This window comes from Marinobacter alexandrii, from assembly GCF_005871205.1.
GTDB lineage: Bacteria > Pseudomonadota > Gammaproteobacteria > Pseudomonadales > Oleiphilaceae > Marinobacter > Marinobacter alexandrii.
This window is the reverse complement of sequence record NZ_SWKM01000013.1, coordinates 256,524-283,024: the sequence shown is the minus strand read 5'-3', so window position 1 is coordinate 283,024 and position 26,501 is coordinate 256,524. Positions and strand designations below refer to the sequence as shown.

Sequence of the window (26,501 nt, the reverse complement as noted above, 5' to 3'; positions counted from 1 at the left end):
GACTTAAAAACGGTAACTCACACCGCCAATCCAGCGCTCGTCATAGGGCTTCTCCAGTAATGGCCGGCTGTACCCCAGCAGGCCTTGCCAATCTCCCATCAGCAGATTGACGGACAGGTCCAGGGTAACCTGGTCCTCAGCATCCAGCGATTGGGGCCCTGTACTCGACGAGCTGGTACGAATTCCGCGGCGGTGAACCAGCGCGCTGCGGGAGCCGCTGGTAATCTCGCCGCTGAGGCTGCGCTGGTAAGTCAGAATGGCCGAGGGGATTAGCAGGGTGGATAAGTCAACGCTGTGAAAATAGTCGATCCCGGCCGAGAGAGAGGCATCCACGCCGTCCAGATCCTGATCCTCCTCGAACGCGATTAACAGGTTGTTTTCCTGTTGCAAGGACTGAAACTGGCGATCGACCTCTGAACGTAACGCGTTCACGCTCAAGGCAAGCGATGGTGACCACTGAGGCCATTCCCAGGCCTGGCCCACTTCCACACCAATGCCGTCGGTTTCGATGCGCTCACGGTAATTGAGGCGATTGCTCGTTGCGTCTGCCCGGTCGATGATTTTCAGCTCTTCCTGATCACGCTGCCAGAACAGGCTCACCCAGCGGCTGACGTCGCCGGCCAGCCAGGACCCACTGAGCTGAACGCCCACACTGTCTACCTCGTAATCCAGATCAAAGCGGCTGCTGACCCGCTCGCGATCGTCCTGCTGGCTGTGAGACAGGCTGGCACTCCAGGGGCCATCGCCAGCCACGGTGACCGAAAGGCCCGGCCCCTGGGGCGTGAGCACTACGTCGCGCTCGGTGCCCTGAACCGTGTAGTCGCTGTAGCTGTAGTCTGCCCCGAGGGTGAGCGAAGGCTCAGCCACCGCCACGGCCGGAGTGGCCAGCAAACCAAGGTGAATGCTGGCCCACTTCAGACGGACGCAGACTGCGCGAGCGATTTCAGCCATGACAACCCAACAGCCAGGGGCTTTGGGCATCAGCCACCACTCCCGTACGGTCGGGTAATCATCTCCAGGAAATGCCCATCAGGATCATCGAAATACACACCGCGCCCGCCATCGTGCCGGTTGATCTCGCCCGGGGACTTTTTACCGGGGTCCGCCCAATAGGGAATGCCTCGGCTGCAGATTCGGTCGAAGCTTTCGTCAAAGTCTTCTTCACCAACGAGAAAGGCATAGTGCTGCGGAGAAATCTTGTCCGTGGTTTCGTAGAAATCCAGGGAGACGCCATTGCTAAGCTCGACCACAAGGAATGGCCCGTAGTGAGTCGGTCCGGGAAGGTCCAGAACGTCAGTGAGAAAGGCTGCCGATTTCTCCTTGTCGCGGCACCAGACGATGGTGTGGTTCAGTTGCACGCTCACGTTGAACCTCCTTCTGTTTTCAATGCCGGTCATTAATAGTTGTAGCAGATACGGTACGGAAGCAGAAAATCTGTCTGCTGAAGCCCCGGTTAAAGCCGGTGCCGGCTCATTAAAATCTCATAGATTTTATACACCGCTGCCACGTTCTTTTCCGGGCCACTGAGGCCTTCAACATCGTTCTGTTCCAGCCTTTCCTTCAACTCCGGTTCCACATTCCTTTGAAGCCAGCCTGCCAGCAATCGCAGGAGCTTTCTCTCGTCCGGCCCACCGGTAGAAGGCCAATAAACGTAGGGCACCAGTTCGGGGTTTCTGATGTAGAAAAGAGGAAAGGATTCACGATCACTTTCTGAATCACTTACCCCATCACCTCGAACCCCAAAGTGGAACTCGTGGCCGTCCTTGTCCACGAAGGCGACGGAAATGGACTCGCCATCTGCCCCAAGAGACGCAGAGCTGAGGGTGATCGGCTGCTCCAGATCGGGCAGGGCGGTGATGTAGTACTGGAAGACGATGCCCGCGAGCAGGATGATGATCAGGGTGGCGAGTGCTACGGATTTGATGGCTGAGTCCTTACCGGTGGTATCAAAAATAGGCGGTGCTAATCAGGTGCTCAGCTTAAATCATTTGCGCGAGGGTTTGAGAGCTTTCGCATAAACATGTGTGGTTTTTGTGCGCTCAAAACCGATGGCGGGGTAAAACTCATGGGACTCCAGGCGGGTCACATTTGAGCGAACAACAAGCCGCGACAGACCTAAGTTCGTAGACCATTCTTCGACAGCATTCACCAGCAGCTTGCCCATGCCTTCGCGCCGATAGCTCGAACTTACGACCAGCGCCGTAATCTCGGAAAAAACGCCAGAGCCCAACTTCATGCGCTTCTCTGCGACAGCCCAACCAGCAACAGAGCCATCGGCAATGGCTACAAAAACCTGATGATTGGGGGAGTCCAGCAGCGCCTCGAGCCATTCCAGTGTTGCTGACTCGCTGGCGGAATATCCCCAGTCGAGAACCAGTTTGTGGATTCCATTCAGGTGGTCCTCGGTTGCCTGTTGAATCGATACTTCCATATTAAACCCACCGGCTTAGCTGTGTTTGAGGTAACCCGGAGCACCTGGGTGATCCTTGAATTCACCATAATGAGTGGAGGAGGGAAAGTACTCAGCACTGAGCTGCACTTCGGCCGCGGCCTCTTCTCCTGACGTACGCGCAATGAAACCAAGCATCAGATCCATACCTGCCGAAACGCCCGCAGACGTCCAGATCTGGCCATCTTCGACAAAACGCTCCTCTACGACCTGCACATCCCCCAAAGCTCTCAGACGATCCAGTGATGCCCAGTGTGTCGTTGCCTGTTTGCCAGATAGCAAGCCCGCAGCGTGAAGGATGAAAGAGCCAGTACATACAGATAGTACAGCCTGGCAGGTAGTACCTTGCCTTTCGACAAATTCCAGAAGCGCGGAGTTTTCGACTTCCTTGCGCGTTCCCTGGCCTCCTGGCACCAAAAGATAATCAAACGTTGGGCTGTCATCGAATGACAGGTGCGGGTTAATAGATAGGCCTCGGGCACAGGTTATCGGAGAACTCGATTCGGCAATAATCAAGCACTCGTCCGGGCCATCAGCGACCTTCGACCAGATCTTAAGAAGGTCCCATGGCCCAACGAAATCGAGTTCCTCGACGCCATCAAAGACTAGAATTCCAAATTTCATGTCTCTCCTTAGCTTGCGATCCTCTGGAAACCAGTTCATCTCAGGTTAGGCTAAGTCGCCAAAAGACTAGCCTAGTCGCAATCCCGCCAACCGCTCTTCCTGTTCGCGAATCGCCTCCGTCAAAAAATCCATCAGGGCATGAAATCTCACCACGCCTCGCAGGTCGGGGTGCATCAAGAACCAGAGGCCATATTCCAGTTCCGGAATGGGGTCGGTGAGCTGAACGATGTCTGGCTCGTTGTCGGCGAGATAACAGGGCAGCACAGCCAGCCCCATACCGGCGCGAATGGCGCTGAGTATGCCCACAAGAGTATCCACGCGGTAAACGCAGGCGGACTTCAGCTCGTTGGCGTCCATCCATTGGTCCACTTCCGAATCCTGCAGCCGAGGCCCGCTGCCTATCCACGGTTGGTTGGCGAGAGATTCGATGGACGCATCTGGTGTCAGGCCAAAACTCCGATGGCCGTATACCGCCTGGCCAATTTTGGTCAGTGGTCGGCCAATCAGGTTTTCGGGCGGCCGATTGGAGGGGCGCACGGCAACGTCTGCTTCCCGGCGCGTCAGGTTGAACAGATGGTTGGAAATAGCGACATCCAGCACGATGGCCGGATACTTGTGCTGGAACTGCGTAAGCAGCGGCGCCAGCAGCCCCATCATCAGCGAATCCGTTGTGGTGGCCCAGATCTCCCCACTCGGCGCCAAGTCCCGCCCTGCGACCTTCCGCTCGGCCGCGAGGGCGGCTTCATCCATGATCTTGGCCGTTTCCGCGAGCTCCTCCCCCGCCAGGGTAGGCCGGTAACCTGTGCGGCTTCGCTCAAACAGAGTAACGCCCAGCCTCTGCTCGATATCGCCCAACCTGCGAAACACGGTGGCATGGCTCACGCCCAGGGCGCGAGACGCTCCGGATAGAGACCCTTCCGACGCAATGGCGAGCACGATTTCAAAGTCATTCCAGGCAAGATGCCCCCGCAAATTCGGACTCGCATTGGAAGATGTTTTGGTTGGTTTTGTTGTTCGTTTTTGCAAAGTTCTTATTCACCTTTATGGAATAGTTTGCAGCATAGAACAACATTAGCATGTACCTGAACCGATGAGAAAACCACGTCTCCTGTGATGGGAGCGGCGGACTGGAGGTCAGAGTCATGATGTATTTCGAACAGGCACAACATCACTGCGGCGGCACTGAACTGAACCGTCGCTTTGGCAGGTTGGAAGAGGGAAAAGGCGCCCATGACCCCTTGGGTGAGTCCATTCCCTGCAGATACCGGGATGGCCGAGGCGGCATTGATCTGGAGCGGGTAAGAAAGGACCGACTCCGGGCCCGCCAGCATGCGGTTCGGGCAATGCTGCGACGGCTAACGGCATTTTGGCGCCCCTGAACAGGTGAAGGCGGGATTGGACTGCTGCAGCCCATTACGGGGGGCGGAGTCGCCCCCTGTCTCCGCTACTTAACGTCACCCAACAGGGGAAGTAAAGCCTTGAGGTTTCACCGCAATCACAGAACAGGACAGTTGGTCCAGAATTGCCTCGGCTGTGTTGCCGATAATCAGACCCTGAATTCCCGTACGACCAACGGTCCCCATGATGACGAGATCGGCCTTAATCATTTTGGCTTGTTCGGGAACCACCGTTCGCGCATCGCCTTTGGGTAGATGGATGCTCGGTGAAATAAAGTCGTAGGAGTCGGGCCCGATTCGCTCACGTAACTGATCGGTAAGCCGAGTCATGGCCGCTTTATGCCGTGAACGCTCGGCATCCAGCAGTCGCACTTCGGCGGTTTCCGGTTGATTGGCCCACATCGATGCAAATTCAATCTCTGGGGCATCCCAGGCGTGAACAATGTGCAGCTGAGCAAATCCGGACAAGGACATGGCGACACCAAGATCGATGATTTGCGCGTTTAGTGACTGATTTTCAGAGTGCGTGTCCACAGGTCTATCGGGTTCAGGCAGATCAAGATCCACGGCTGCCAGGATGGTGGCATACTCGGGTCTCTCTCCAGGCCGCACCATCCACACGGGGCATGGACACTTCCTCAAAAGGTGCATGTCATCACTGCCAAACAACCGTTGTGTCCAACCAGGGTTTTCAGCAGCTTTGATAACGAGGTCGTGACGGTTTCGTAGCACGGCACGAATAACCTCAAGAAAAAGAGTGCCAAAAAAAACCTCTATTTGGATATCGTCATCGCCACCGGCCTGTTCAACCGCTTTTCGTAATTCCCGGTGCCGGCTGGCCATAATCCGTGATTTTAGCTCGTCCACGGACGGCGCCCCGGGCAGTCCTCCAGCACTGAGAATTCCCTGTGGAATGACATCCACGATGGTCAGAATTGCCTGATTGCTGCGGGCTAGCGACAAAGCCTGCTCTACCGCTCGGACTTGCGAACCTGATGACGGACACACGCATAGAACATTCTTGAAACGTTTCATGGAGTCCTTCCTTCATCTTGTGTCGCCCAACTGCCAAGCTTCGCCATCAGCCATTCTGAAGCTTCCTTTGCCGCATCGGCATAGGGTATTAGAACCAGATCGACACCTTCTTCACTAAGCTCCCGGGCGTGCCGTTGACTGGAGGTTGCGATGGCAATTGCACCGTTGTAATTGGATTGCCTCAGGCCATGCAGCAACATTTTGTTGATCGCCTGGTCGCGAACCGTACTGACAACCCACCGCGTATGCTTTAGCGGCAAACTGGCAATAAACTCAGGATCTTCCGCATCGCCATACTTAACGGGATATCCTTCTTGATCGTGCGTTCGCACGACCGCAGGGTCGAAATCGACAGCCTGTAAACGACATCCGCTGTCTCTGAGGTTGGCCGCCAATGCGGCGCCGTAACGACCCAGCCCCACCAAAACAACATCGATTTCATCTTGGATATCCGTCAGGGCGTCGAGTTCCCGATGCGTTACCCGGCGCTCAAACACTGCCAGATACGGCGCAAGACGCTCATACAGTTGATGGGAATACAGGATCATGTAAGTGGAGGCGCTGATCGTAATCAAGCCTACGAGAGTGATCAGGCCAAGAGTCTCCTGGGTAATATGTCCCAGACTCAGCCCAAGAGCCGCGAGAATCAGGGAGAATTCGCTGATCTGCGCAACCGTCAACCCCGCTAGAAAGCCGGTGCGTCTGCGGTACCCCATCAGGCCCATGATGACCAAAACGATTAAAGGGTTTCCGATGAGCACGAAGGCAGACAGGGCAATGGCTGCACCGACCTGCGCGCCCAGTGTGCTGAGGTCGAGTGTAGAGCCCAGTTCAATGAAGAAAAACAACAGCAGAAAGTCGCGCAAGCTCGCCAGCCTTGCTGCCACTTGCTCTCGGTAGGGTGTCGAGGCGATCGATACGCCAGCCAGGAATGCGCCCACTTCTTTACTGAAATCCAGGACCTCCCCCGTAACCGCGCCAAGCACCGCCCAGGCAATCGCGAATAACATCAGCAGTTCCTGGGAGTGAGCCAACCGGTGAAGCAATCCGGGCAGCACGTAGCGCATGAGTAGGGCAACGACCGTCAGCATCAAAGCGCCTTTGATGAGGACTTTTGCTGCCTCCCAGCCAAGATGAACGCCGGCATCGGCCTGTCCAAAGGCCGTCAGGCCGATCATGACCAGAACCACCACAATGTCTTGAACAATCAGAAAGCCAACGGCAATCCGCCCGTGAAGGGAATCCACCTCCCGCTTATCGGTGAGCAGTTTCACGATGATGATTGTGCTGGAAAATGTAAGCGCAACAGCTACATAGAGAGCGGTTACCGGGCTCATGCCAAGCATGATCGCAATCAGATAGCCGATAACCGAGGTGAACACCACTTGGCCCAGGCCGGAAGCCAGCGCAACCGGGCCAACCGTGCGGATTATATGAAGGTCAAGCTTGAGTCCAACGATGAACAACAGCAGCGCAATTCCGAGCCTCGCAAACAGCTCTACCTCACTGCTGTGGGCAACCATGCCTGTAGCCGACGGGCCGAGAACTATTCCGACGGCAATAAACGCAACAATAAGTGGCTGGCGTAGCATTTGTGCCAGCCCGCCACCAATAACCGCCAGCCCCAGAATAATCCCTATCTGGGTAAACACGTTCTCCAGCATGACAAGTCAAGCCTCCCATCTGGCGACTAAAACATGCTTTTGACGCAGCCTGGCCTGATTAGCGCCCTAGGCCTGACAGGCGCCACCGGGATGAGCCGACAGCTATTCAGACGCCATTTGAGAAGTTCAGTCGTTCGTTTTCTCGTTCAAAGATCTCACGAATTGTGGCGCCGTCAGAGGGTTCTTCTTCGAGCGTCTCGGGGTTCCATTGACTCCGCTGGGTATTAAAAAAGTCGCCGCCATAAACATGGATGCCACCGGTAAAACGCTGCAATGGATTGGATACGGAATGTACGACGTCTTCTCTCAGCATTGTGGTGTCCGATGCACACAGGGCATTTGCACCAAATGCCTTGATGCCATCTGGCGTCCTTTTCCAGAAAATATTGTCCTCGCGGCCGGTGTAAATACCGATGTTGGCCCACATCAGATGATTATGGGGCATGAGATTCATACGCGGCGTCCACGTAGCAGCGAAGATCGTCAGCGTTGGTGAGTGCAGAAGTACATTCATGCCAGCTTTGTCTGGCTCGCCTAATGCGGCCAGAACAGCTGCGGGGTCAGAGACCGCTCGGGTAAGCACCTCGTTGACGGCCTCTTGAGCATCAGTCTCCTTGTTGGCAGCGATGCAGTCAGAGATAAAGAGTTCAATATCCATGCTCTTTACTCCCATGAGAGAGTCTGTCTGATATTGACCGTATAATCGGGGGTTAGTTCGGAATGGACTTCCCCCGATACGCATGACACACCCCCGCCTCAAACGGAGGCCATTTCAAAGGCCTCTGGGCCGGAACAGACTTATAGTCACTTGTTAATTGCCAATGCTCACCCCCGCATCCAGAACCCAACAGCGATCATTATGCGTGTAACCAAGCTGACCATAATACGAATTAGCTGCCGGTGCTGCGATCAGTATCAATTTGCAGAGCGGCCCCAGTTGTTCCTGGGTCAGCGACTGCAGTCGTTTGCCTATTCCTGACCGCTGATAACTCTGATGAACTGCCAAATCTGACAGGTAGCAGGCATAGTGAAAATCCGTGACACTGCGCGCGATACCGACCAACAAATCACCATCCCATGCGCTTACGACCAGATTGGAGTTGGAAACCACCCCCTCCATACATTCTCGGTCATGGGTTGGCCGACGCTCACCGAGGGTAGAACTCTCCAACAAACCGATGAACTGGTCAGTGGTAATGGGGTGATTCACCTTGAAGCTGATAGCCATACCTCTCCTTGGCAATTAACGCCGAGCACAGCGGCGACCCGACAGTGGCGTCCGGCGGCTATCGGCCGCGAACTGCTGCGACTTGTTAAAAATTAAAACGATCGGTAGAACCGTTTTCTATCTTTCTTATAAAGAGTAATTGCTGTCCCCCAGAAAGACAGCAAGCAACCCAAAGCAGCTTTATCGAAGTGCCGTAAAAATTTCTGTTTGATCACATCGGTAATAGAGCTCATGGGGCCAGACAACTCGAAATTGGAGAGCTGATAGCCACCCCACACTTGGATTACAATAAACCCAACCACTCCGAGGATAATGGCCCATTGAGTTCGCTTCGAGTAGGCCAAGATCACCAAAAACTCATTGAACCAATCCTTCACAAATACTGCCTCCTTGCATTTTTAACAGCGTATTCAACGAACGCGTTCGTATAACACACGTTCGTATAAATCCATTTTCGGATGCTCTGTGCGAAGAAATATCGGATTTTAAATCAATTAGATAGAGCACAAAAAAGCAACCATCGTGCGGATTTGTACGCCCAGCTTTTATCAGGGTTCGACAGCCAAAGGGGCGTATAGCTCCAATTCCTCGCAATTTAGTTTCAACCCTATCAAATGGTTAGCGAGGTTTCCCGTCTTTTCCCCGGACTTTTGCGAACTCGTTCGTATAACTCCGGCCTGCACTGCCACCGAGTGCTCAGATTCAGTGTTCGCGCGTTGATTAAGCGATGCCGTGCTGGTAATTTTCAGCTCAGTTTCATCGGCTAGGGTAGCCAAGGATTTGGTGTTGCGCGTAACCCGGTGAGCACATCGTTAATGCTTCAAAGGATTGAAGGCATGCCCCAGGCAAATGGATTGCAGTTCACCGCCCGTGTTGGTGAGTTCCCACCCGACGTATTTTCTGTAGTCGGCTTTGCGCTGACCGAAGCCCTTTCCGAGTTGTTTCATGGCCGCTTACAGCTGGCCAGTGCCGATCCCGCTATTGGCGCTGCGGATGTGTTGGAGCAACCTGTCGAGCTAATGGTCTGGCAAGATGACGAACCGCAGCGCCGGTTCAACGGTGTGGTCAGCGAATTCGTCCGGGGCGACTCCGGCCATCGCCGCACCCGCTATGAACTGGTCATCCAGCCACCGTTGTGGCGGTTGGGATTGATGCACAACAGCCGGATTTTCCAGAGACAGCAACCTGATGCCATTGTGCGTACCTTGCTGGAAGAGCGGGGCATTGTGGATTCAGTGTTTGAACTCAAGCGCGAGTCGGCGGAGCGGGAATACTGCGTTCAGCATCGGGAGAGCGATCTGGCGTTTCTGGAGCGATTGGCGGCTGAGGAAGGCTGGCATTACCGCTATCAACATGGTGCGGTGGACGGCAGTGTATCGGCCGGGCTGATTCTCGCCGATCATCACGGCGACGCACCGGTTCTGGCGCCGGTCGGATATAAAGCCTCTGCGGGTGGCAGTAACCGGCAGATGTCGGTGTTCAAGTTCCGCTACCAGGAGCGGGTTAGGGCCGCTTCGGTGGCGCTCAAAGACTACACCTTCAAGAACCCTGCCTACGCCCTGATGCACGAGCAGGGCACCAGCGCTTTTAACCACCGCGACGACTACCAGCACTTCGACTACCCGGGCCGATTCAAGGCCGATGCCAGTGGCCGTCCCTTCACCCAGGCTAAACTGGACGCACTAAGGAATGACGCCAGTACCGCTCAGGGCGAAAGCAATCGCCCGGACTTTGCGCCGGGTGCCAAGGTTGAACTCACCGATCATGACCAACCGAACCTGAACCGAGACTGGCTGCTCACTGCTGTTACTCACCAGGGCCAGCAACCTCAGGCATTACAAGAGGAGGGTGGGTCGGAACCGACTACCTACCACAACCGCTTCAGTGCCATCCCCGGGAATCTCACCTGGCGGCCCTCGTGTGCCCATCGCCCCATCATGGACGGCCCACAGATCGCCATCGTCACCGGGCCCGAGGGTGAAGAGATCCACTGCGACGAACACGGCCGGGTGAAAGTGCGCTTTCCGTGGGATCGTTACAGCCAGAATGACGAACACAGCAGTGCCTGGCTCCGGGTCAGCCAGGGCTGGGCCGGCGGGCAGTATGGTTTTATGGCCTTGCCCCGCATCGGCCATGAAGTGATTGTGTCCTTTCTGGATGGCGATCCGGATCAGCCCATTATTACTGGTCGCACCTACCACGCCACCAACAAACCACCTTATTCCCTGCCAGAGCACAAAACCCGCACCACCCTGAAAACCCAGACCCACAAGGGCGAGGGCAGCAACGAATTACGATTCGAGGACGAAGCGGACAAGGAACAGATCTACATCCACGCCCAGAAAGGCCTGGATCTGCTCACCGAGCACAACCGCACCGAAGTGATCAGGAATGACAGCCACCTGACCGTGAACAACAACCGGTTCGAGCGCGTGGGTGGCAACAGTCACACTACCGTAGAGGGTGAGTGCAGGGAGCGCATCGGTGGCGATTTCAGCCACATCGTGGGTGGCTGCCACCACAGCCACCAGGGCCTCGCCCAGCTCATCGAGGCGGGCCGCGAGATTCATCACAAGGCTGGTATGAAGATTGTGATTGAAGCCGGTGCAGAGGTGACTCTTCAGGCCGGCGGCAGTTTTGTGAAGGTGGACCCGAGTGGCGTGACGCTTTCCGGGCCGCTGGTGCGAATGAACTCCGGCGGTGGGCCGGGCCGGGGTACGGCAGCCGCTGCCCAGTCACCGGAGGCCCCTCAAACGGTGCCGACATGACCCCACAGTAAAGTCCCACTGATGCGAACGGTTGTCAGGAAGCGTAAAGTAAGAGCCTTTCGACCGTTTAAACACAAGGACGACTCGCTCATCGTGGACGAAAACAACGCCAACAACTCTCACGCCAATTCTGCTGGCAACTCTGACCACACGGACCACTTGGACCATAACAACGCGGATGCCAGGTCTCGCCCGCTAATATCATCGGAGTTATCCACGCCCATCTATGGTCTGTTTACGCTGGGTATTCTGTACACCCTGTATGTGGCGCACCAGATTGTTCTGCCCATCATTCTGGCGATTCTGACCAGCCTTCTGCTGTCGCCGATAGTTAAGAAGCTGTATGTGGCCTTTCGGGTGCCGCGCATGGTGAGCGCGTTGTTACTGGTGCTGATGGTGCTGGGCGGCATCGCAGGGGTGACCTACGCGGTGGCATCACCGGTACTGACCTGGGCGGAAGAAGCGCCTCAGGGCATCTCCCGCTTGCTGGTGGGGCAGAGTGAAATTCGGCGCCAGATCAGCAAGGTGACGGAATCGGCTGAGAAGGTCGAGAAGTCCATGGCGGAGCTGTCGGACAGCAGCAAGGCAAAGCCGACCACCGTGGTGCTGAAAACCGACTCTTGGCGTAGCCAGTTGATGAGCAAAGCCCGGGACGGCGTTGCCGGCCTGTTATTAGCGCTGGCGTTGACCTATTTTCTACTGGTGGGCGGCGACCGGATTATCAAGAATTTTGTCCGTCAACTGCCGAGGGTGCAGCGTAAAACGGTGCTGCGCATCACCCATGATTCCCAGCACCAGATCGCCCAATACCTGGGCGTTCTGGCTTTGAGTAACACTGCCGTGGGTGTGGCAACCGGGTTGATGTGCTGGGCCATTGGCTTGCCAGACCCGGCGGTGTGGGGACTGATTGCCGGCCTCGCACGGTTCATCCCTTACCTTGGCGTGATTTTGACCATTTTGCTGCTGGCGGTGGTGTCGGCCATCAGCCTGGATGCGGTTTGGCTTATGGCCTTTGCGCCGTTGGGATACCTGGGGCTGACCACGCTGGTGGGCTTTTTTATCGAGCCCTGGGTGCACGGTTTCCGGATGGCCATCAACCCGGTGGTGATCTTTGTTTCGATCTTCTTCTGGGGCTGGTTGTGGGGGCCGGTAGGCGTGTTGCTGGCGGTGCCACTGATGACGGTGATACAGGTGGTGCTGAAGCAGATCCCCAAATTGCGGCCGGTGTACAGGGTCATCGCACGCTAGGTGCATTACGGATACCCGCAACCCCCACTGACACCCGGGGGGATCTAACCTATGCTGATCTGAATACTATATTCAGTCAGCAGGGAGGATCCCCCGGCCATGATTCCCACAACCATGAAGGCTATGGTGCTCACCGGTCACGGCGGTGTTGATAAGCTTGAGTATCAGGAGGTGGCCACGCCACAACCGGCACCCGGTGAGGTGCTGGTTCAGGTGACGGCCACGGCCAAGAACAACACCGACCGCAAGGCGCGGGAAGGGTTGTACCCCACCAAGAAAGGGGAAATGACCTCGTTCCAGATGGGTGGTAAGCCCACCTTGTTGTTCCCCCGCATTCAGGGTGCGGACATTGCCGGCCGGGTGGTGGCCGTGGGTGAGGGCGTAGATGAAAGCCGCATCGGCGAGCGCGGCCTGCTGGATTTCAACATCTACGCCGATGACCGCCGCGACATCAATCTCACGCCGGATTATTACGGCCACGGCGCCGACGGCGGTTTTGCCGAATACGTGGCGCTGCCTTCCGATCAGTTTCACCACATTCCCAACCCCGAATTGTCCGATGCTGAGCTGGCGTCTATGGGCATGTGTTCCTACCAGACCGCCTACCACATGGTCACCTCTGCCAGCATTCGGGCCGGCGAGCACGTGCTGGTCACCGGCGCCAGCGGTGGCGTGGGCACCGCACTGATTCAGCTGTGCCGCATCATTGGTGCCATTCCCTACGCCCTGAGTAAGCAGGATAAGGCCGAGGCGCTGTTGGAGATGGGGGCAGAGGCGGTGCTGGACAGGTCTGACATGGGCAACTTCGTGGAGCGTGTGAAAGCCGCCACCGGTGGCAAGCCCTTCGATGCGGTGATGGATCTGGTGGGCGGTGAGATGACCGACGTGTTCATCGATGCCATGATCTTCGACATGAACGCCCGCGCCACCTACCCGCGCCTGAGCATTGCCGGTGCCAGTGGTGGCAATATCAGCGAAATTCTCTGGACCCGGATTTACCTGTACCAGGTGCAGATTTTCGGGGTGTCCCACGGTACCCGCGAGGAGGCAGACCAGTTGATGGCCTGGATTCGTGGGGGGCAGCTTAAGCCGGTGCTGCACGGCGCTTTCCGGCTCTCGAATCTGCGTCACGCGGAAAACTACTTTGTGAACCGGGGCAGCAACTACCTCGGCAAGATCGTGATCGTACCCGATGCCCAGTGGGACGAACACGGCCAACCCTGGTCCCTGGAGACACTGTGATGAAACCGGAATTGACCATTCAGTTAATGGATACCCACGCCGGTGGCGATGTAAGCCGGATTGTAACCGGCGGTATTGACCCATTGCCGGGCGATACCGTTCGGGCGCAGATGGAATACCTGCGGGATGACGCCGATGGCCTGCGCCGGTTGTTGTTGGAAGAACCCCACGGTATACCGGAGATGTCGGTGGATCTGCTGGTGCCGCCGACCGACCCCCGGGCGGCGGCCGGCTACATCATCATGGAGGTGATGGGTTACCCGATCTACTCCGGCTCCAACACCATCTGTACTGCCACGGCGGTGTTGGAAGCCGGCATTGTGCAAAAGCAGGAAGGACGCCAGCATTTCGTGTTGGAATCGCCGGCGGGCCTGGTTCAGATTGAGGCCCTGGTGCGGGATGGCGTGGTTGAAGCGATCACCTGTGAGGGCCTGCCCAGCTACATTGATACCTATCGGGCCACCATTGAGGTGCCTTCCCTGGGCACGGTGACCTACAGCGTGGCCTACAGCGGCGGTTTCTATGCGCTGGTGGATGCCCAGCAACTGGGCTTCCATCTCACCCTCGATGAGGAGCGGGCTTTGGCAGCAACCGCCCATGCCATTGTTGAGGCCATCCAGGCCGAGCGGGGCTTCTCCCACTACACCCTGGGGGATGTCGGGCCCTTGCCGTTCCTGCACTTCATGGGGCCGGTGGAGCATGTGGCTGAAGGCTATTACCGGTCCCGGTCCGCCACTTACGTGCATCCGGGCGTGATTTGCCGCAGTACCACCGGTACGGGCACCTCGGCCCGGCTGGCTCTAATGAACTACGAGGGTAGTATCCAGCCCGGAGATCGGCTGGAAACGGTGTCGCTGCGGGAGACCGGTTTTATTGGCCAGTTCGGTGGCGTGGATCGAGAAGGCGACCTGGATGTCGTGAAAAACCACATTACCGGCAAGGCTTATGTCATCGCCCATTCGGATATCGTCGTTAACTGCGATGACCCGATGGTGGATTGCTCCAGCCTTCATCACATTCTTTCTGGCCGTCATTCCCATCCGATTGATCCGGAGTCCTGAGCTTCGGCGCTGAATTTGCCCACCAATACACGCTCATAAAATGACTGGATTTTGGGTCGTTTTGGTCTAAAGTTTACCTTTACGTAAAGTGAACCCTGTGATAAACCTGAAACTCTTGGATTCAACGACAACAACAACAGGAGTTGGAAATGAGCCTCCCGGAATACACTGCCGTCTACAACAATTTTGATCCTGCCGCACTGGAAGCGGAGGTTCTGGACGGCCGCCTGAACAGCGGTCTGAACGTTTGCCACGAGATTGTCGATAAGTGGGCGAAAGATCCCCAGAAAGTCGCGCTTTACTATGAGAAAGAGGACGGTGGCGACGGCGTTTTGACCTTTGCCGAGCTGAAAGAAGCCTCTGCCCGTTTCGCTAACTATCTGACGGCCCAGGGCATTGGCAAGGGTGACCGGGTAGCCGCACTGCTGCCGCGTACCCCTGAACTGCTGATTGTGATTGCCGGCGCCCTGCGCGCAGGTGCGGTGTACCAGCCCCTGTTTACCGCCTTTGGCTCCGGTGCCATTGAATACCGCTTCGAGCGCGCCAGCACCAAGCTGGTGGTGACCAACCCTGACAACTTCCCGAAGCTGTTGGATGTGAAGGGGTGCCCGCCGGTGGTGGGGGTGAACGCTCAGGCTATTGACGCCGATATTCCTGATTTCGAAGAAACCCTGGCGGCTCAGTCCAGCGATTTCGAGCCGGTGATGGTCACCGGTGATGACCCGTTCCTGCAGATGTTCACCTCCGGTACTGTGGGCAAGTCCAAGGGCGTGGCGGTGCCTGCCAAGGCCCTGCTGGCGTTCTATGTGTACATGAAGTACGCCATTGATCTGCGCGACGACGACGTGTTCTGGAACGTAGCGGACCCCGGCTGGGCCTACGGCCTTTACTACGCCGTGGTGGGTCCGCTGTTGATGGGCCACGCGACCCATTTCAACCCGGGTGGTTTCACTCCAGAATCCACCTACGACATGATCCGCAAGTACAAGATCACCAACCTGGCAGCGGCACCCACGGCGTACCGTTTGCTCAAGGCCAATGACCACGTACTGCCAGAAGGCGAGAATCTCGGTCTGCGAGTGGCCAGCAGTGCCGGCGAGCCGCTGAACCCTGAAGTGGTGAACTGGATCAAGAGCCGTCATTTCTGCCCGGTGAAAGATCACTATGGCCAGACCGAAACCGGTATGACCTGCTGCAACTTCCATGGCCTGGAGCACCCGGTTAAGGAAGGTTCCATGGGCTTTGCATCACCGGGGCACCGGGTGGTTGCCCTGAATGAGAAGAACGAGGAAGTGGGCGAGGGCGAAGTCGGCCAGCTGGCTGTGGACGTGGCGGCGTCTCCACTGTTCCACTTTGACGGCTACACCTGGGGCGAGAAAGACCCGTTTGTGAAGGGCTACTACCTCACCGGCGACATGGTGATTAACAATGGCGGCGGCTGCTTCTCCTTCAGTGGCCGGGATGACGACATCATCACCACCGCCGGTTACCGGGTGGGCCCCGCCGATGTGGAAAGCACCCTGCTGGAGCACGCCGCCGTGGCTGAATCCGGTGTGGTGGGCAAGCCCGATGAGAAACGTGGCTCCATCATCAAGGCCTACGTGGTCGTGAAGAGCGATCAGGCACCGGCCGACGATCAGGCCCTGAAAGACGAGCTTCAGGATCTGGTGCGCCGCCGGTTGTCCACCCATGCCTTCCCGCGTGAGATCGAGTTTGTAGACGAGCTGCCGAAGACCCCCAGCGGTAAGATCCAGCGTTTCGTGCTGCGCAATCGCGCTAAGGACGAGCCGGGCGCATGATTATTACCTTTGAGGAACTACAGGTTTTTCTCGATGAACAGTTTCCGCAGGGTGCCGCCTTTGGCACCTTGCAGAAGCTCGGCGATGGCTGGGCGGAAATGAAGCTGGACGTGGATGAGGAGCACCTGAGGCCCGGGGGCACCGTCTCCGGCCCGGCGATGATGGGGTTGGCGGATGTCACCCTCTACGCGGCCCTGTTGAGCAAGATTGGCCTGGTGCCGCTGGCGGTCACCACCAACCTCAACATCAATTTTCTGCGCAAACCCGTTGCTCATAAACCGATATGGGCCCGGGCGACCATGCTGAAAGTTGGCCGGACCATGGGGGTGGGCGAGGTGTTCGTCTATTCCGAAGGTGCGGAAGAGCCGGTCGCTCATTCCACCATGACATATTCCATCCCGCCTGAACGGTAAGGCCATGCAGATCCGAGACTCGATGGTATCGGTGGGTGAGGGTACCACTGTAGAGGTTCGTCGCATCCGCCACGAACAATCGCAGGGGCCCACGCTCGTCTTTTTACACGAATCCCTGGGTAGTATTTCCCTCTGGCGCCGGTTTCCCGAGCACCTGGCCAAGGCCACTGGCTACGACGCCCTGGTCTATAACCGCCTGGGTTACGGCAGCTCCTCCGATGAGGAATTGCCGCGGCCCTACGATTATCAGGAGCGGGAAGGGGCGGTGATATTGCCGCGCCTGCTGGATGAATTGGGCCTGGACAAGGTAGTGCTGATCGGCCACAGCGACGGTGGCTCCATCGCCCTGATTGCGGCCGGCGCACTGGGCGAGCGTGCCCATGCGCTGATTACCATGGCGGCACACACCTACGCGGACAAGCTAACGGTTGATGGCATCACCGAGATGATGGATCGCTATCAGACCACCGATCTGCGCGAGAAACTCCAGCGTTACCACGGTGCAAGAACGGACGATTTGTTCCGGGCCTGGCATACGGTGTGGCTGGATGAGGCGTTTGACGAGTCGCTGGATTTCAGTGATTGGCTGGCAGGCATCCAATGTCCGTCTATGATCATTCAAGGGGAGATCGATGAATACGGGGTACCTGAACAGGTCGCCGATATCGTCGCAGGCATTGGCGCGTCTGCCCAGCCACTCTTTTTGCCAGACACTGGTCACTCGCCGCACCTGGAAAAACCGGACCAGCTTCTGGAGTTGGTCTGCGACTTTTTGCTAGGTATGGAACCGGTAAAAAGCGAAAATAGACATTGACGTTTACGTAGACGTCAATTTACTCTGTAAACTAGTTCAAATGTACAACAATAACAAAGGTAGACTGGCTCATGAGTGAACAGTACGTTCTGGAGACCCGCAACCTTGTCAAAGAGTTCAAAGGCTTTGTTGCAGTCGACGACGTGAATCTGAAGATTCAGAAAGGCCACATCCATGCCCTTATCGGTCCGAATGGCGCCGGCAAGACCACCGTATTCAATCTGCTCACCAAGTTTCTAATCCCCACCCGTGGCCAGATCCTGTTCAACGGTAACGACATCACGTCCCTGAAATCTGCGGCTATTGCCCGCAAAGGCGTGGTGCGTTCATTCCAGATCTCGGCGGTTTTCCCGCACATGACCGCCCTGGAGAACATTCGGGTGGCACTGCAGAGCTTTGAAGGCACTTCCTACAGCTTCTGGAAATCCGGAGCCAGCCTGAACCGCCTGAACGAGCGCTGCATGGACCTGCTGGAGCAGGTTGGTTTGGAGGAATACGCCAACACCACCACTGTTGAGCTGGCCTACGGCCGCAAGCGGGCGCTGGAGCTGGCCACCACACTGGCGATGGAGCCAGAGCTGCTGTTGCTGGATGAGCCGACCCAGGGCATGGGCGCCGAAGACGTTGACCGGGTAGTGGAGCTGGTACGCAAGGCGGCCAAGGGCCGGACCGTGCTGATGGTGGAACACAACCTGAGTGTGGTCAGCAAACTGTGTGACCGGATTACCGTGCTGGCCCAGGGAGCGGTGCTCACCGAGGGCGACTACGACACAGTATCGGCCGACCCACGGGTTCGGGAAGTGTATATGGGCACAGATTCCAGTGGTGAGCGTGGCTCATCGTCTGAAGCCAGTGAAGTGGAGGCGGCAGAATGAGCCAGGCCCAGCAGAAAGAATACGAACAGTTGCGGGTCTCCGGGCTGCACGCTTTTTACGGCGAATCCCACATCCTCCACGGCATTGACCTGGTGGTGAACCGGGGTGAGCTGGTAACGCTGCTCGGCCGTAACGGCGCGGGCCGCAGTACCACCCTCAAATCGATCATGAACATGGTGGGCCGCCGCACCGGTTCCATTATGATCAACGGGGAGGAGACGATGTCTTGCGCCCCGCACCATATTGCCCGATTGGGTGTCGGATACTGCCCCGAACATCGGGGCATTTTTTCGGCCCTCAGTGTCCAGGAAAACCTCACCCTGCCGCCCGTGGTGCGCAGTGGTGGTATGAGCCTGGAAGAGATCTACACCATGTTCCCCAACCTGCACGAGCGTCGCTTCAGCCAGGGCACCAAGCTGTCCGGTGGTGAACAGCAGATGCTGGCCCTGGCCCGCATCCTGCGCACCGGCGCCAACATGCTGTTGCTGGATGAGATTACCGAGGGCCTGGCTCCGGTAATCGTCGAGAAACTCGGCCATGTCCTTACCAAGCTCAAGGAGAAGGGCCTGACGATTGTACTCGTGGAGCAGAATTTCCACTTCGCAGCGCCTCTGGCTGACCGGCATTACGTCGTTGAGCACGGGCAGATTGTGGAAGAAATCAGTGCCAATGAACTGAGTGCCAAACAGTCGGTGCTGGACAGCTATCTGGGGGTCTGACCTCGGAATAGGAAAGAACGACCGCAAGAAAAGCAACAATAAACCCGAACCAACGCAATACAGTAGCGGAGAAACAACAATGACAATGATGAAAAAGCTTCTGACCTCAGCCGTTGCCTCAGCCATGATGGCCACTGGTGCCCAGGCTGCAATTTCCAACGATACCGTGAAGATCGCCTACCTGGCAGATATGTCTGGTACTTACCGTGACCTGGCTGGCCCGAACGGCCTCAAAGCCATGGAAATGGCCATCGCCGATTTCGGTGGCGAAGTGAATGGCGCCAAGATTGAGGTGGTGAGCGCCGACGACCGCAACAGTGCCGACGTCGCCTCCAGCACCGTGCGTCGCTGGGTCGAGAACGAAGACGTGGACCTAGTTGCCGGTCTGGTAGCTTCATCCGTGTCCATCGCGGTCAGTGACATTCTGGAAGAGAACGACCGCCTGGGTATCGTTTCCGGTTCTGCGGCCTCCAGCATCACCAACGAACACTGCACCCCGAACCACATTCACTATGTGTACGACACCTACCCGCTGGCTAACGGTACCGCCAGTGCCGTGGTGAAAGAGGGCGGTAAAACCTGGTATGTACTGACGGCCGATTACGCCTTCGGCCATGCCCTGGAAGGCGACGTTACTCGCGTGGTCGAAGCCAACGGTGGTGAGATCATCGGAACCCTGCGTCACCCGTTCCCGACACCTGATTTCTCATCGTTCATTCTGCAGGCCCAGGCCTCCGGTGCAGACGTTGTTGCCCTGGCTAACGCTGGCGCCGACACCACCAACGCCATCAACACCGCCAGTGAATTCGGCCTGACCCAGTCCGGCCAGACTCTCGCCGCGTTGCTGCTGTTCCTGAACGACGTGAAAGCACTGGGTGTTGAAGCCGCCCAGGGTATCCAACTGACCACCGGTTGGTACTGGGACATGAACGACGAGACCCGTGCCTGGTCTGATCGCTTCATGGAAGAAACCGGTGCACGTCCGACCATGATTCACGCCGGTGTGTACTCCAGCACCATGCAGTACCTGAAGGCCGTCGAAGCCACTGGCTCTGACGATGCCCAAACGGTTCGCAAGCAGATGATGGATACGCCGATCAACGACATGTTCACCAAGAACGGTGTGATCCGTGAAGACGGCCGCATGGTACACGACATGTACCTGGCGGAAGTAAAAACTCCGGCCGAGTCCAAGAACGAGTGGGACCTGTACAAGATCCTGCGCACCATTCCGGCTGAAGAAGCTTACCGTCCGCTCTCTGAGAGCAAGTGCCCTCTGGTTAATAAGTAAGAGCGTAACCCAGGGGACCCTCCGGCGAATTGAGCCGGAGCGTCCCCGGAATCCGCAGCGGTGGCCCTGGTGCCTCCGTCTGCGCAGCTTCTGGAGTTAGCAACATGTCCATGATTTTCGGTGTCCCCCTTGCTGTGCTGTCTGGTCAGCTTCTGATCGGGGTCATTAACGGTGCGTTTTACGCACTGTTGAGTCTCGGGCTTGCCGTCATATTCGGTCTGCTCAAGATCATCAACTTTGCCCACGGGGCAATGTACATGCTCGGTGCAATGGTCACCGTCATTATGTTCGACGTGATGGGTGTCAACTACTGGGTCGCCCTGTTCATGGCGCCGCTGCTGGTAGGCGTGGTCGGGGTATTGATCGAGTACTTCCTGCTTCGGCGTATTGCCGGCCAGGACCATATCTACAGCCTGTTGCTGACCTTCGGTATTGCCCTGTTGATGCAGGGTGTGCTGACCAATATTTATGGCGTGTCCGGCCTGCGTTACTCCATGCCGGATCTGTTCAAGGGCGGGATCAACCTCGGGTTTATGTTCCTGCCTTACTATCGGGCCTGGGTTATCGGCATTGCCCTGGTGGTGTGCTTTGGTACCTGGTTCATGATCGAGAAAACCAAGCTTGGTGCCTACCTGCGCGCCGGTACTGAAGATGCCCAACTGATGCAGGGCTTCGGTATCAACGTGCCGCTGCTCGTCAGCCTGACTTACGGCTTTGGCGTAGCGCTGGCGGCGTTCGCGGGTGTTCTGGCAGCACCTATTTACTCGGTGACCCCCGTAATGGGCTCTCACATTCTCATCACCGTATTCGCCGTGGTGGTGATTGGCGGCATGGGGTCCATTGGTGGCGCGATTATCACCGGCATCCTGATGGGTGTCGTTGAAGGCCTCACCAAAACTTTCTATCCGCCTGCCTCGTCCGCAGTGATCTTCCTGGTCATGGTGGTGGTTCTGATGTTCCGGCCTGCGGGTCTGTTTGGTAAGGAGGCGTAATCATGAGCCAGTCATTCGATTCGACGGCGATTCATCAAGCCATCCTGGAACAGCAGAAGGCCGATGCCCGCAAGAAAATGGTACTTAATGTGGTGCTGGTCCTGCTTCTGGTGGCAGCACCGTTCGTGCTGTACCCGGTCTTCCTGATGAAGATCCTGTGTTTTGCACTGTTCGCGGTGGCCTTTAACCTGCTGTTCGGTTTTACCGGCCTGTTGTCATTCGGTCATGCCGCGTTCCTGGCAACGGGTGGCTACACCACCGGTTACCTGCTCACGAACTTCTCGGGTTTAACCACGGAAATGGGCATCCTGGCGGGTACCGCCGTCGCAACCTTGCTGGGCCTGGCCTTTGCGCTGCTGTCGATTCGCCGGCAGGGCATCTACTTCGCCATGGTGACCCTGGCGCTGGCACAGTTGGTGTTTTTCTTCTTCGTGCAGTCGGAATTCACTGGCGGTGAGGACGGCATGCACGGCATACCCCGGGGCCACCTGCTGGGGGTGATCGATCTCAATAACAACTTCAACATGTACTACTTCGTGCTGGCGGTGTTCCTGGGGTGCTACCTGCTGGTTCAGCGTATTGTCTCCAGCCCCTACGGACAGGTACTCAAGTCCATCAAGCAGAACGAGCCCCGGGCCGTTTCACTGGGCTACAACGTGAACCGCTACAAGGTACTGGCGTTCGTGATTTCCGCTGCTCTGGCGGGGCTGGCTGGCTCGATGAAGTCGGTGGTGTTCCAACTGGCCTCACTGAATGATGCCCATTGGCACATGTCGGGCGAGGTCATTCTGATGACCCTGGTCGGCGGTATGGGCACCTTGCTTGGCCCGGTAGTGGGTGCCACCTTTGTGGTGAACGTGGAGTATCACCTGTCGCAGGGCGCGCTGCGCGACTGGGTGGATCCGATCCTCGGCGGCATCTTCATTCTGGTGGTGCTGGCGTTCCGCAGCGGTATTGTGGGTGAGCTCCAGAAGTTCTTTAAAAAGAACCTGGGCTAGTCTCGTTCGAGATTGCGATAAGGCTGAGGATCTGGCCGTTCCGGTTTACGAACTGGGCGTCCAGTTCCCGGTCACAGCACCATTGTTCTGACAGGTCGGTGAGCAGACGCAGGCGCGCGGTACCATCGGCCTGCCACCCAAGCAACTCCGCATGTTCGAAGTAGAAACGCTTGAGAGTAAGCGGATAAAGCGCCTTGAACAGTGTTTCTTTCAAAGAAAACGCAAGCGTAAGGAATTCCCCTGGCGTATCAGCCAGGGCTGCCCCGAAGCGGTCCTGTTCGGCCTTGGTCAGCACCTGACCGGTCAGCTTCAGGGCCCGCTCATCGGGCATCAACTGTTCCATGTCCAGCCCCACGCTGGCGTAGTGGGGGGCCGCCCCCACAATCGCCGCCGCCTTGCCACGACTGTGAGTGATTGATCCCACACTACCCGCCGGCCATTGAGGCGCACGATCCTCGCCTGTGCCCGGCACAGCATCCACCCCGATGACCTTCCGTAATGCTTCACGCGCACACAAGCGCCCGGCCAGGTATTCGGCTTTGCGCTTGGCGACCGCACGGTGAAGGTTGGAGGGCATCTCAACGCCGCAATGTTCAAAGTCCTGATCCTGAAGTCCGCCTGAATCGAAGTCCACGGCGACCAGCGGGAGGTCTGGCAGCGGGCGGGGCCAAGGCAGGCTGTCGTCCCGTTCGGTGCAAAAGGCAGGTAAGGTGGCTTTGAAGGACATCCAGATAAGGCTCGGGTGTTGATGCGGTCTAGGGTCTAAGGGTTAGGGTGTTATCGCCGTTCGGGTAATGCCATCAGCATAGCTTATCCCAAAAAAAGCCGCACCCGGAGGTGCGGCCTTCCTTCGTGAGCATTGCCATTACTGTTCGACGTTCGCGAAGTACTTCTCAAGACGATCTTTGTTGGTGGCCGCGCCGGCTGTCAGCTCAGCCACGGCAGCCTTGGCGCTGTCGTAATTGGTGGCTTCGCCCACCTGAATGACACCAGCCATGTTCAGGGCCGCGTGCGGAGTGCACTTGTACACGTACACACCTTCCTCATCCAGGGTCACGGTGATTTCTTCATTGATACCACCCTGCCAGCCGCTGGCGCCTTCCGGCGTTGCTACGGTCGCGGAGTTGTGGGCCTGACCGACCAATACAAATTTTACGGTGTCACCCGGCTCGGCTTTCACGAAGCCTGGCTCGAACACCATTGCGCCATCAGCGCCTGCGTTCTTCATCTCGACAATGTGCTCTGCCGCGAACGCGCCGCTGGAGAAGGCGGTAATTGCCAGTGCAGCCAGTGTCTGTTTGAGCTTCAATCGCATAGTACACCCCGTCTTTAAGGTTGATTGCTTCTTTCAAACACGGAATTGTACGGAAAGAATTCGTACGAGGATTGGAATTGGATTAAGGGGATGTGCCTATGGGAAAAGGCAGTCCCGGCCCCATTGGAACCGGTCTGCTGTAATGTATCTAAACCGTGTGGGCCGACACTGAAAGTACCCGCTAACCCACGAACATCTTCTTGGCCAGGGGTAGGCTTTTCAGGCCGCTGACGGCAATGGTCGTCAGCAGGCCGCCGATCATGGCGCCCACCACGCCGCAGGTCATCACGTCCTGGCCGGTGAGGTACAGGCCCGGGATTCGGGTCTTGGGTTTGAGCCAGTCCTGCTCGAAGCGATCCGGGGTGTGGTTCAGGCCATAGATCTCACCTTTGCTGTAGCGGCAGAAGTAATCGGTGGATAGCGGCGTGGACAGCTCGTAATAATCCACCTTACCTTCCAGGTGCGGAAATTTCTCGTACAGCTTGGCCAGCAAGCGCTGAGCGTAGGCTTCTTTCTCCGCCTCGTACTCTTCACCCCGTTTGCCCCAGGTTTTGTCAGCCCACTCCGCGTACCACTCGTGGGGGCCGGGGGCGACAATCTCTATGGTGGCGCGGCCCGGGTAACGATCAGCAAAGCTCGGGTCCTTGGCGGACGGGAACGAAATGTAGGTCAGCGGGATGTCGGTTTTGTCCGGCGCCGCTATGAACTCCTCAAGGTTCTTTTCATAGTTCGGACCCGGGTAGATCCAGTAGTTGGTCTTTGGCAGCCCCAGGTTTTCGGCGGTGTCCTGCAGGCCGATGTACAGGCAGTTGCTGGCCATGGAGCGCTCTACGGTTTGCAGCTTCTGCTGGTAGAAGTCTTTCTCTGGCGCTGTGTCCGGCAGCAGGGTGCCAAAGGTGTTGAACACACCGGCGTTGCTGATCACCAGGGGCGCCCGCACCTCCTCACCATCGGCCATGCGCACGCCCACGGCTTTGCCTTTCTCGATCAGGATCTGCTTTACATCGGCGTAGGTGAATACTTCGCCGCCACTTTGCTGCACAACCGGAATGATGGTCTTGGCCATCTCGGAGGCGCCGCCGATGGGGTAGTAGCCGCCGTACAGGTAATGCCGGGCAATCAGCGCGTGGATGATGAAGCTGGATTCCGCCGGTGGCAGGCCGTTATCACCCCACTGGCCGGCCAGCACCGCAATCAGTTCCTGGTTGCTGGTCAGGCTCTCCAGAACTTCGCGGGTTGGTTTGTTCAGGAAGTCGGGCGCGGCGCGGCCAACGATCTTGCGCAGTGGGCCGGCGGCCAGGTCGGGCAGTACCTTGCCAACCACCAGGCCGGGCATGGCTTTGGCAACCTGACGCAGATATTTCAGGTAGGTATCGATGGCGTTTTCTTCGCCGGGGAAGGCCTGCTTCAGTTCGTCTTTGAACGCTTTTGGGCCGGCAACCAGGTCCACATGCCGGTCACCCAGGAAAATGCGGTCGTAACGGTCATCCAGCGGCGCCCATTTCAGTTCACCGTCGGTAATGTGGTCGAACAGGCGCTTGCTCAGGGTGTGGTCGGCGCCCATGTCGCCAATATAGTGCACCCCCACGTCCCATTCGTAGCCGTTGCGGTCGTAGCTGTGGGTGAAACCGCCGGCAGTATAGTGCTGCTCGAACACCACCACTTTCTTGCCCAGCTTGCTCATGCAGGCGGCGGTGGTGAGACCGCCAATGCCGGAGCCGATGACAATGGCATCGTAGGGGCCATTCAGGCGCTTGGCGCGATAGCGATTGCCGACGCGGATGGTGCTGGGTTTGGGGCTGCTCATGTGAGGTTTTCCTCGTGTTGTTATGTCAGGTCAGAGCGGGAACCATCCAGCAGCAGGCTGAGAACGCCCTCGGCCAGCATGGGTTCCGCGTTGGCCGCCGGCAGGTGGCCATCGATGGTCAATTGCGCCAGGCCGTGTACCAGCGACCAGGCCGCTGCGGTCATCAGGGCCAGGGGCATGGGTTTCAGGTAACCGGCCTGTTGGGCCCGGTCGATGGTGTCTTGTAAAACGTGGAATGCACCATGGCCGGCGTTATCCAGGTGAGGGTGGGCCTCCTTCGGCAACACCCGGCCACCGAACATCAGTCGGTAAAGGTTGGGCTCGTCCTGGGCGAACGCCACATAGACCAGGCCAATATCGATCAGCGCCCGGCGCGGCACCTGCTGATCCACCGCCAACAGGCGGGTCCGGAGCTCATCAAAGCCGGTGACGGCAAGCTCGGCCAGCAGGCTTTCCCGATCCGAGAAATGTCGGTACAGGGCGGGTGCGCTGACACCAAGCTGTTTGGCGAGCGCGCGCAAGCTGATGGCGGTGTCGCCTTGCTCACGGAGCGTCTCTAGTGCCAGCAGGCTGGCCTCTTGGCGGAGATCACCGTGGTGATAGGAAGCGGTTCGGGTCATGAGTGGTCCGCAGGTCAAGTTAACGGATGTAACATTGTTAGCGGTGATAACATCACAGCCGCTAATCGGGTGTCAATGAATTTTGTTGGATTTAAATACGGGGTGTTAGCGGTGCAGAGAGCTATGAGTATTGTGGTAGCGT

At 57.4% G+C, this 26,501-nt stretch carries 28 protein-coding genes; 14 read left to right on the top strand and 14 right to left on the bottom strand.

All coding sequences use genetic code 11. The features are described from left to right. Positions 1–3: 3 nt before the first annotated feature. Both FCS96_RS12230 and FCS96_RS12225 read right to left on the bottom strand, forming a co-directional pair. Positions 4–981 (bottom strand): hypothetical protein, encoded by a 978-nt coding sequence (locus tag FCS96_RS12230; protein WP_138440658.1) that lies wholly within the window; start codon positions 979–981, stop codon positions 4–6. Beyond that, positions 981–1,364, bottom strand: a complete 384-nt coding sequence (locus FCS96_RS12225; protein ID WP_138440657.1) for a VOC family protein — start codon at positions 1,362–1,364, stop codon at positions 981–983. The genes FCS96_RS12230 and FCS96_RS12225 overlap by 1 nt, the downstream gene beginning before the upstream one ends. 389 nt (positions 1,365–1,753) lie before the next feature. On the opposite strand from FCS96_RS12225, the gene FCS96_RS20075 reads away from it, so the two are divergent. Then, positions 1,754–1,930 carry a hypothetical protein gene (locus FCS96_RS20075; protein WP_171040774.1) on the top strand — a complete coding sequence of 59 codons (177 nt, stop codon included), beginning with the start codon at positions 1,754–1,756 and terminating at the stop codon, positions 1,928–1,930. 54 nt (positions 1,931–1,984) lie between these two features. Here the strand turns inward: FCS96_RS20075 and FCS96_RS12220 are convergent, their stop codons facing one another. The 3 genes from FCS96_RS12220 to FCS96_RS12210 form a co-directional block, all read right to left on the bottom strand. Further along, positions 1,985–2,431: a GNAT family N-acetyltransferase gene (locus FCS96_RS12220; protein ID WP_138440656.1), complete on the bottom strand. Its 447-nt coding sequence runs from the start codon at positions 2,429–2,431 to the stop codon at positions 1,985–1,987. Between the two features lie 15 nt (positions 2,432–2,446). Beyond that, a complete protein-coding gene (locus tag FCS96_RS12215) occupies positions 2,447–3,073 on the bottom strand; it encodes a DJ-1/PfpI family protein (protein ID WP_138440655.1) in 627 nt (208 codons plus the stop codon). A 66-nt stretch (positions 3,074–3,139) separates the two neighbouring features. Further along, positions 3,140–4,045, bottom strand: coding sequence for a LysR family transcriptional regulator (locus FCS96_RS12210; RefSeq protein WP_138440654.1), 906 nt, complete (start codon positions 4,043–4,045; stop codon positions 3,140–3,142). Between the two features lie 170 nt (positions 4,046–4,215). Here FCS96_RS12210 and FCS96_RS12205 point away from each other — a divergent pair, with 170 nt between their 5' ends. After that, entirely contained in the window at positions 4,216–4,452 is a 237-nt protein-coding gene (locus FCS96_RS12205) for a hypothetical protein (RefSeq protein ID WP_138440653.1), read from the top strand. A 75-nt stretch (positions 4,453–4,527) separates the two neighbouring features. On the opposite strand, the gene FCS96_RS12200 is transcribed toward FCS96_RS12205, so the two are convergent. From FCS96_RS12200 to FCS96_RS12180, 5 genes are all read right to left on the bottom strand, one after another. Further along, entirely contained in the window at positions 4,528–5,505 is a 978-nt protein-coding gene (locus FCS96_RS12200; protein ID WP_138440652.1) for a universal stress protein, read from the bottom strand. Continuing rightward, positions 5,502–7,169: a cation:proton antiporter gene (locus FCS96_RS12195; RefSeq protein ID WP_138440651.1), complete on the bottom strand. Its 1,668-nt coding sequence runs from the start codon at positions 7,167–7,169 to the stop codon at positions 5,502–5,504. The genes FCS96_RS12200 and FCS96_RS12195 overlap by 4 nt, the downstream gene beginning before the upstream one ends. Positions 7,170–7,275: 106 nt before the next feature. Next, positions 7,276–7,827: a hypothetical protein gene (locus FCS96_RS12190; protein ID WP_138440650.1), complete on the bottom strand. Its 552-nt coding sequence runs from the start codon at positions 7,825–7,827 to the stop codon at positions 7,276–7,278. Between the two features lie 153 nt (positions 7,828–7,980). Next, positions 7,981–8,397 carry a GNAT family N-acetyltransferase gene (locus FCS96_RS12185; protein WP_138440649.1) on the bottom strand — a complete coding sequence of 139 codons (417 nt, stop codon included), beginning with the start codon at positions 8,395–8,397 and terminating at the stop codon, positions 7,981–7,983. Between the two features lie 92 nt (positions 8,398–8,489). Further along, positions 8,490–8,774 (bottom strand): hypothetical protein, encoded by a 285-nt coding sequence (locus FCS96_RS12180; protein ID WP_138440648.1) that lies wholly within the window; start codon positions 8,772–8,774, stop codon positions 8,490–8,492. A 459-nt stretch (positions 8,775–9,233) separates the two neighbouring features. Between FCS96_RS12180 and FCS96_RS12175 the strand changes: the two genes are divergently transcribed. The 12 genes from FCS96_RS12175 to FCS96_RS12120 all read left to right on the top strand — a co-directional run bounded on the left by FCS96_RS12175 (position 9,234) and on the right by FCS96_RS12120 (position 22,617). Beyond that, entirely contained in the window at positions 9,234–11,165 is a 1,932-nt protein-coding gene (locus FCS96_RS12175) for a type VI secretion system Vgr family protein (RefSeq protein WP_138440647.1), read from the top strand. A gap of 159 nt (positions 11,166–11,324) precedes the next feature. Then, positions 11,325–12,413, top strand: a complete 1,089-nt coding sequence (locus tag FCS96_RS12170) for an AI-2E family transporter (RefSeq protein ID WP_138440971.1) — start codon at positions 11,325–11,327, stop codon at positions 12,411–12,413. 99 nt (positions 12,414–12,512) lie between these two features. Next, positions 12,513–13,655 carry a zinc-binding dehydrogenase gene (locus tag FCS96_RS12165; RefSeq protein ID WP_138440646.1) on the top strand — a complete coding sequence of 381 codons (1,143 nt, stop codon included), beginning with the start codon at positions 12,513–12,515 and terminating at the stop codon, positions 13,653–13,655. Then, positions 13,655–14,716, top strand: coding sequence for a proline racemase family protein (locus tag FCS96_RS12160; protein ID WP_138440645.1), 1,062 nt, complete (start codon positions 13,655–13,657; stop codon positions 14,714–14,716). The genes FCS96_RS12165 and FCS96_RS12160 overlap by 1 nt, the downstream gene beginning before the upstream one ends. Before the next feature lie 149 nt (positions 14,717–14,865). Then, positions 14,866–16,515 carry an AMP-binding protein gene (locus tag FCS96_RS12155; protein WP_138440644.1) on the top strand — a complete coding sequence of 550 codons (1,650 nt, stop codon included), beginning with the start codon at positions 14,866–14,868 and terminating at the stop codon, positions 16,513–16,515. Continuing rightward, positions 16,512–16,928, top strand: a complete 417-nt coding sequence (locus tag FCS96_RS12150) for a PaaI family thioesterase (protein ID WP_138440643.1) — start codon at positions 16,512–16,514, stop codon at positions 16,926–16,928. Before FCS96_RS12155 ends, FCS96_RS12150 begins: the two co-directional genes overlap by 4 nt. 4 nt (positions 16,929–16,932) lie before the next feature. Further along, the gene (locus FCS96_RS12145; RefSeq protein WP_138440642.1) at positions 16,933–17,742 is read left to right on the top strand and encodes an alpha/beta fold hydrolase; all 810 of its coding nucleotides are present in this window, start codon (positions 16,933–16,935) and stop codon (positions 17,740–17,742) included. 71 nt (positions 17,743–17,813) lie between these two features. Continuing rightward, positions 17,814–18,617, top strand: coding sequence for an ABC transporter ATP-binding protein (locus FCS96_RS12140; protein WP_138440641.1), 804 nt, complete (start codon positions 17,814–17,816; stop codon positions 18,615–18,617). Continuing rightward, complete coding sequence (locus FCS96_RS12135) at positions 18,614–19,336, top strand: ABC transporter ATP-binding protein (protein WP_138440640.1); 723 nt, start codon at positions 18,614–18,616, stop codon at positions 19,334–19,336. The genes FCS96_RS12140 and FCS96_RS12135 overlap by 4 nt, the downstream gene beginning before the upstream one ends. 79 nt (positions 19,337–19,415) lie before the next feature. Then, entirely contained in the window at positions 19,416–20,627 is a 1,212-nt protein-coding gene (locus FCS96_RS12130) for an ABC transporter substrate-binding protein (RefSeq protein ID WP_138440639.1), read from the top strand. A gap of 104 nt (positions 20,628–20,731) precedes the next feature. Then, positions 20,732–21,619 (top strand): branched-chain amino acid ABC transporter permease, encoded by an 888-nt coding sequence (locus tag FCS96_RS12125; RefSeq protein WP_138440638.1) that lies wholly within the window; start codon positions 20,732–20,734, stop codon positions 21,617–21,619. Positions 21,620–21,621: 2 nt separating this feature from the next. After that, the gene (locus FCS96_RS12120) at positions 21,622–22,617 is read left to right on the top strand and encodes a branched-chain amino acid ABC transporter permease (RefSeq protein WP_138440637.1); all 996 of its coding nucleotides are present in this window, start codon (positions 21,622–21,624) and stop codon (positions 22,615–22,617) included. Here the strand turns inward: FCS96_RS12120 and FCS96_RS12115 are convergent. The 4 genes from FCS96_RS12115 to FCS96_RS12100 all read right to left on the bottom strand — a co-directional run bounded on the left by FCS96_RS12115 (position 22,598) and on the right by FCS96_RS12100 (position 26,359). Next, a complete protein-coding gene (locus tag FCS96_RS12115) occupies positions 22,598–23,344 on the bottom strand; it encodes a 4'-phosphopantetheinyl transferase family protein (protein WP_138440636.1) in 747 nt (248 codons plus the stop codon). The two genes, FCS96_RS12120 and FCS96_RS12115, sit on opposite strands and share 20 nt — an antisense overlap. A 138-nt stretch (positions 23,345–23,482) precedes the next feature. Then, a complete protein-coding gene (locus FCS96_RS12110; protein ID WP_138440635.1) occupies positions 23,483–23,932 on the bottom strand; it encodes a pseudoazurin in 450 nt (149 codons plus the stop codon). Positions 23,933–24,113: 181 nt separating this feature from the next. After that, complete coding sequence (locus tag FCS96_RS12105; RefSeq protein ID WP_138440634.1) at positions 24,114–25,739, bottom strand: phytoene desaturase family protein; 1,626 nt, start codon at positions 25,737–25,739, stop codon at positions 24,114–24,116. Positions 25,740–25,759: 20 nt separating this feature from the next. Next, positions 25,760–26,359: a TetR/AcrR family transcriptional regulator gene (locus FCS96_RS12100; protein ID WP_138440633.1), complete on the bottom strand. Its 600-nt coding sequence runs from the start codon at positions 26,357–26,359 to the stop codon at positions 25,760–25,762. Between the last annotated feature and the right edge of the window lie 142 nt (positions 26,360–26,501).

Bases quoted from the DNA above. Each gene is read 5' to 3' on its own strand.
- FCS96_RS12230 (WP_138440658.1), bottom strand. From the start codon at position 981: ATGCCCAAAGCCCCTGGCTGTTGGGTTGTCATGGCTGAAATCGCTCGC.
- FCS96_RS12220 (WP_138440656.1), bottom strand. From the start codon at position 2,431: ATGGAAGTATCGATTCAACAGGCAACCGAGGACCACCTGAATGGAATC.
- FCS96_RS12215 (WP_138440655.1), bottom strand. From the start codon at position 3,073: ATGAAATTTGGAATTCTAGTCTTTGATGGCGTCGAGGAACTCGATTTC.
- FCS96_RS12205 (WP_138440653.1), top strand. From the start codon at position 4,216: ATGATGTATTTCGAACAGGCACAACATCACTGCGGCGGCACTGAACTG.
- FCS96_RS12200 (WP_138440652.1), bottom strand. From the start codon at position 5,505: ATGAAACGTTTCAAGAATGTTCTATGCGTGTGTCCGTCATCAGGTTCG.
- FCS96_RS12195 (WP_138440651.1), bottom strand. From the start codon at position 7,169: ATGCTGGAGAACGTGTTTACCCAGATAGGGATTATTCTGGGGCTGGCG.
- FCS96_RS12190 (WP_138440650.1), bottom strand. From the start codon at position 7,827: ATGGATATTGAACTCTTTATCTCTGACTGCATCGCTGCCAACAAGGAG.
- FCS96_RS12185 (WP_138440649.1), bottom strand. From the start codon at position 8,397: ATGGCTATCAGCTTCAAGGTGAATCACCCCATTACCACTGACCAGTTC.
- FCS96_RS12175 (WP_138440647.1), top strand. From the start codon at position 9,234: ATGCCCCAGGCAAATGGATTGCAGTTCACCGCCCGTGTTGGTGAGTTC.
- FCS96_RS12165 (WP_138440646.1), top strand. From the start codon at position 12,513: ATGATTCCCACAACCATGAAGGCTATGGTGCTCACCGGTCACGGCGGT.
- FCS96_RS12160 (WP_138440645.1), top strand. From the start codon at position 13,655: ATGAAACCGGAATTGACCATTCAGTTAATGGATACCCACGCCGGTGGC.
- FCS96_RS12155 (WP_138440644.1), top strand. From the start codon at position 14,866: ATGAGCCTCCCGGAATACACTGCCGTCTACAACAATTTTGATCCTGCC.
- FCS96_RS12150 (WP_138440643.1), top strand. From the start codon at position 16,512: ATGATTATTACCTTTGAGGAACTACAGGTTTTTCTCGATGAACAGTTT.
- FCS96_RS12145 (WP_138440642.1), top strand. From the start codon at position 16,933: ATGCAGATCCGAGACTCGATGGTATCGGTGGGTGAGGGTACCACTGTA.
- FCS96_RS12140 (WP_138440641.1), top strand. From the start codon at position 17,814: ATGAGTGAACAGTACGTTCTGGAGACCCGCAACCTTGTCAAAGAGTTC.
- FCS96_RS12135 (WP_138440640.1), top strand. From the start codon at position 18,614: ATGAGCCAGGCCCAGCAGAAAGAATACGAACAGTTGCGGGTCTCCGGG.
- FCS96_RS12130 (WP_138440639.1), top strand. From the start codon at position 19,416: ATGACAATGATGAAAAAGCTTCTGACCTCAGCCGTTGCCTCAGCCATG.
- FCS96_RS12125 (WP_138440638.1), top strand. From the start codon at position 20,732: ATGTCCATGATTTTCGGTGTCCCCCTTGCTGTGCTGTCTGGTCAGCTT.
- FCS96_RS12120 (WP_138440637.1), top strand. From the start codon at position 21,622: ATGAGCCAGTCATTCGATTCGACGGCGATTCATCAAGCCATCCTGGAA.
- FCS96_RS12115 (WP_138440636.1), bottom strand. From the start codon at position 23,344: ATGTCCTTCAAAGCCACCTTACCTGCCTTTTGCACCGAACGGGACGAC.
- FCS96_RS12110 (WP_138440635.1), bottom strand. From the start codon at position 23,932: ATGCGATTGAAGCTCAAACAGACACTGGCTGCACTGGCAATTACCGCC.
- FCS96_RS12105 (WP_138440634.1), bottom strand. From the start codon at position 25,739: ATGAGCAGCCCCAAACCCAGCACCATCCGCGTCGGCAATCGCTATCGC.
- FCS96_RS12100 (WP_138440633.1), bottom strand. From the start codon at position 26,359: ATGACCCGAACCGCTTCCTATCACCACGGTGATCTCCGCCAAGAGGCC.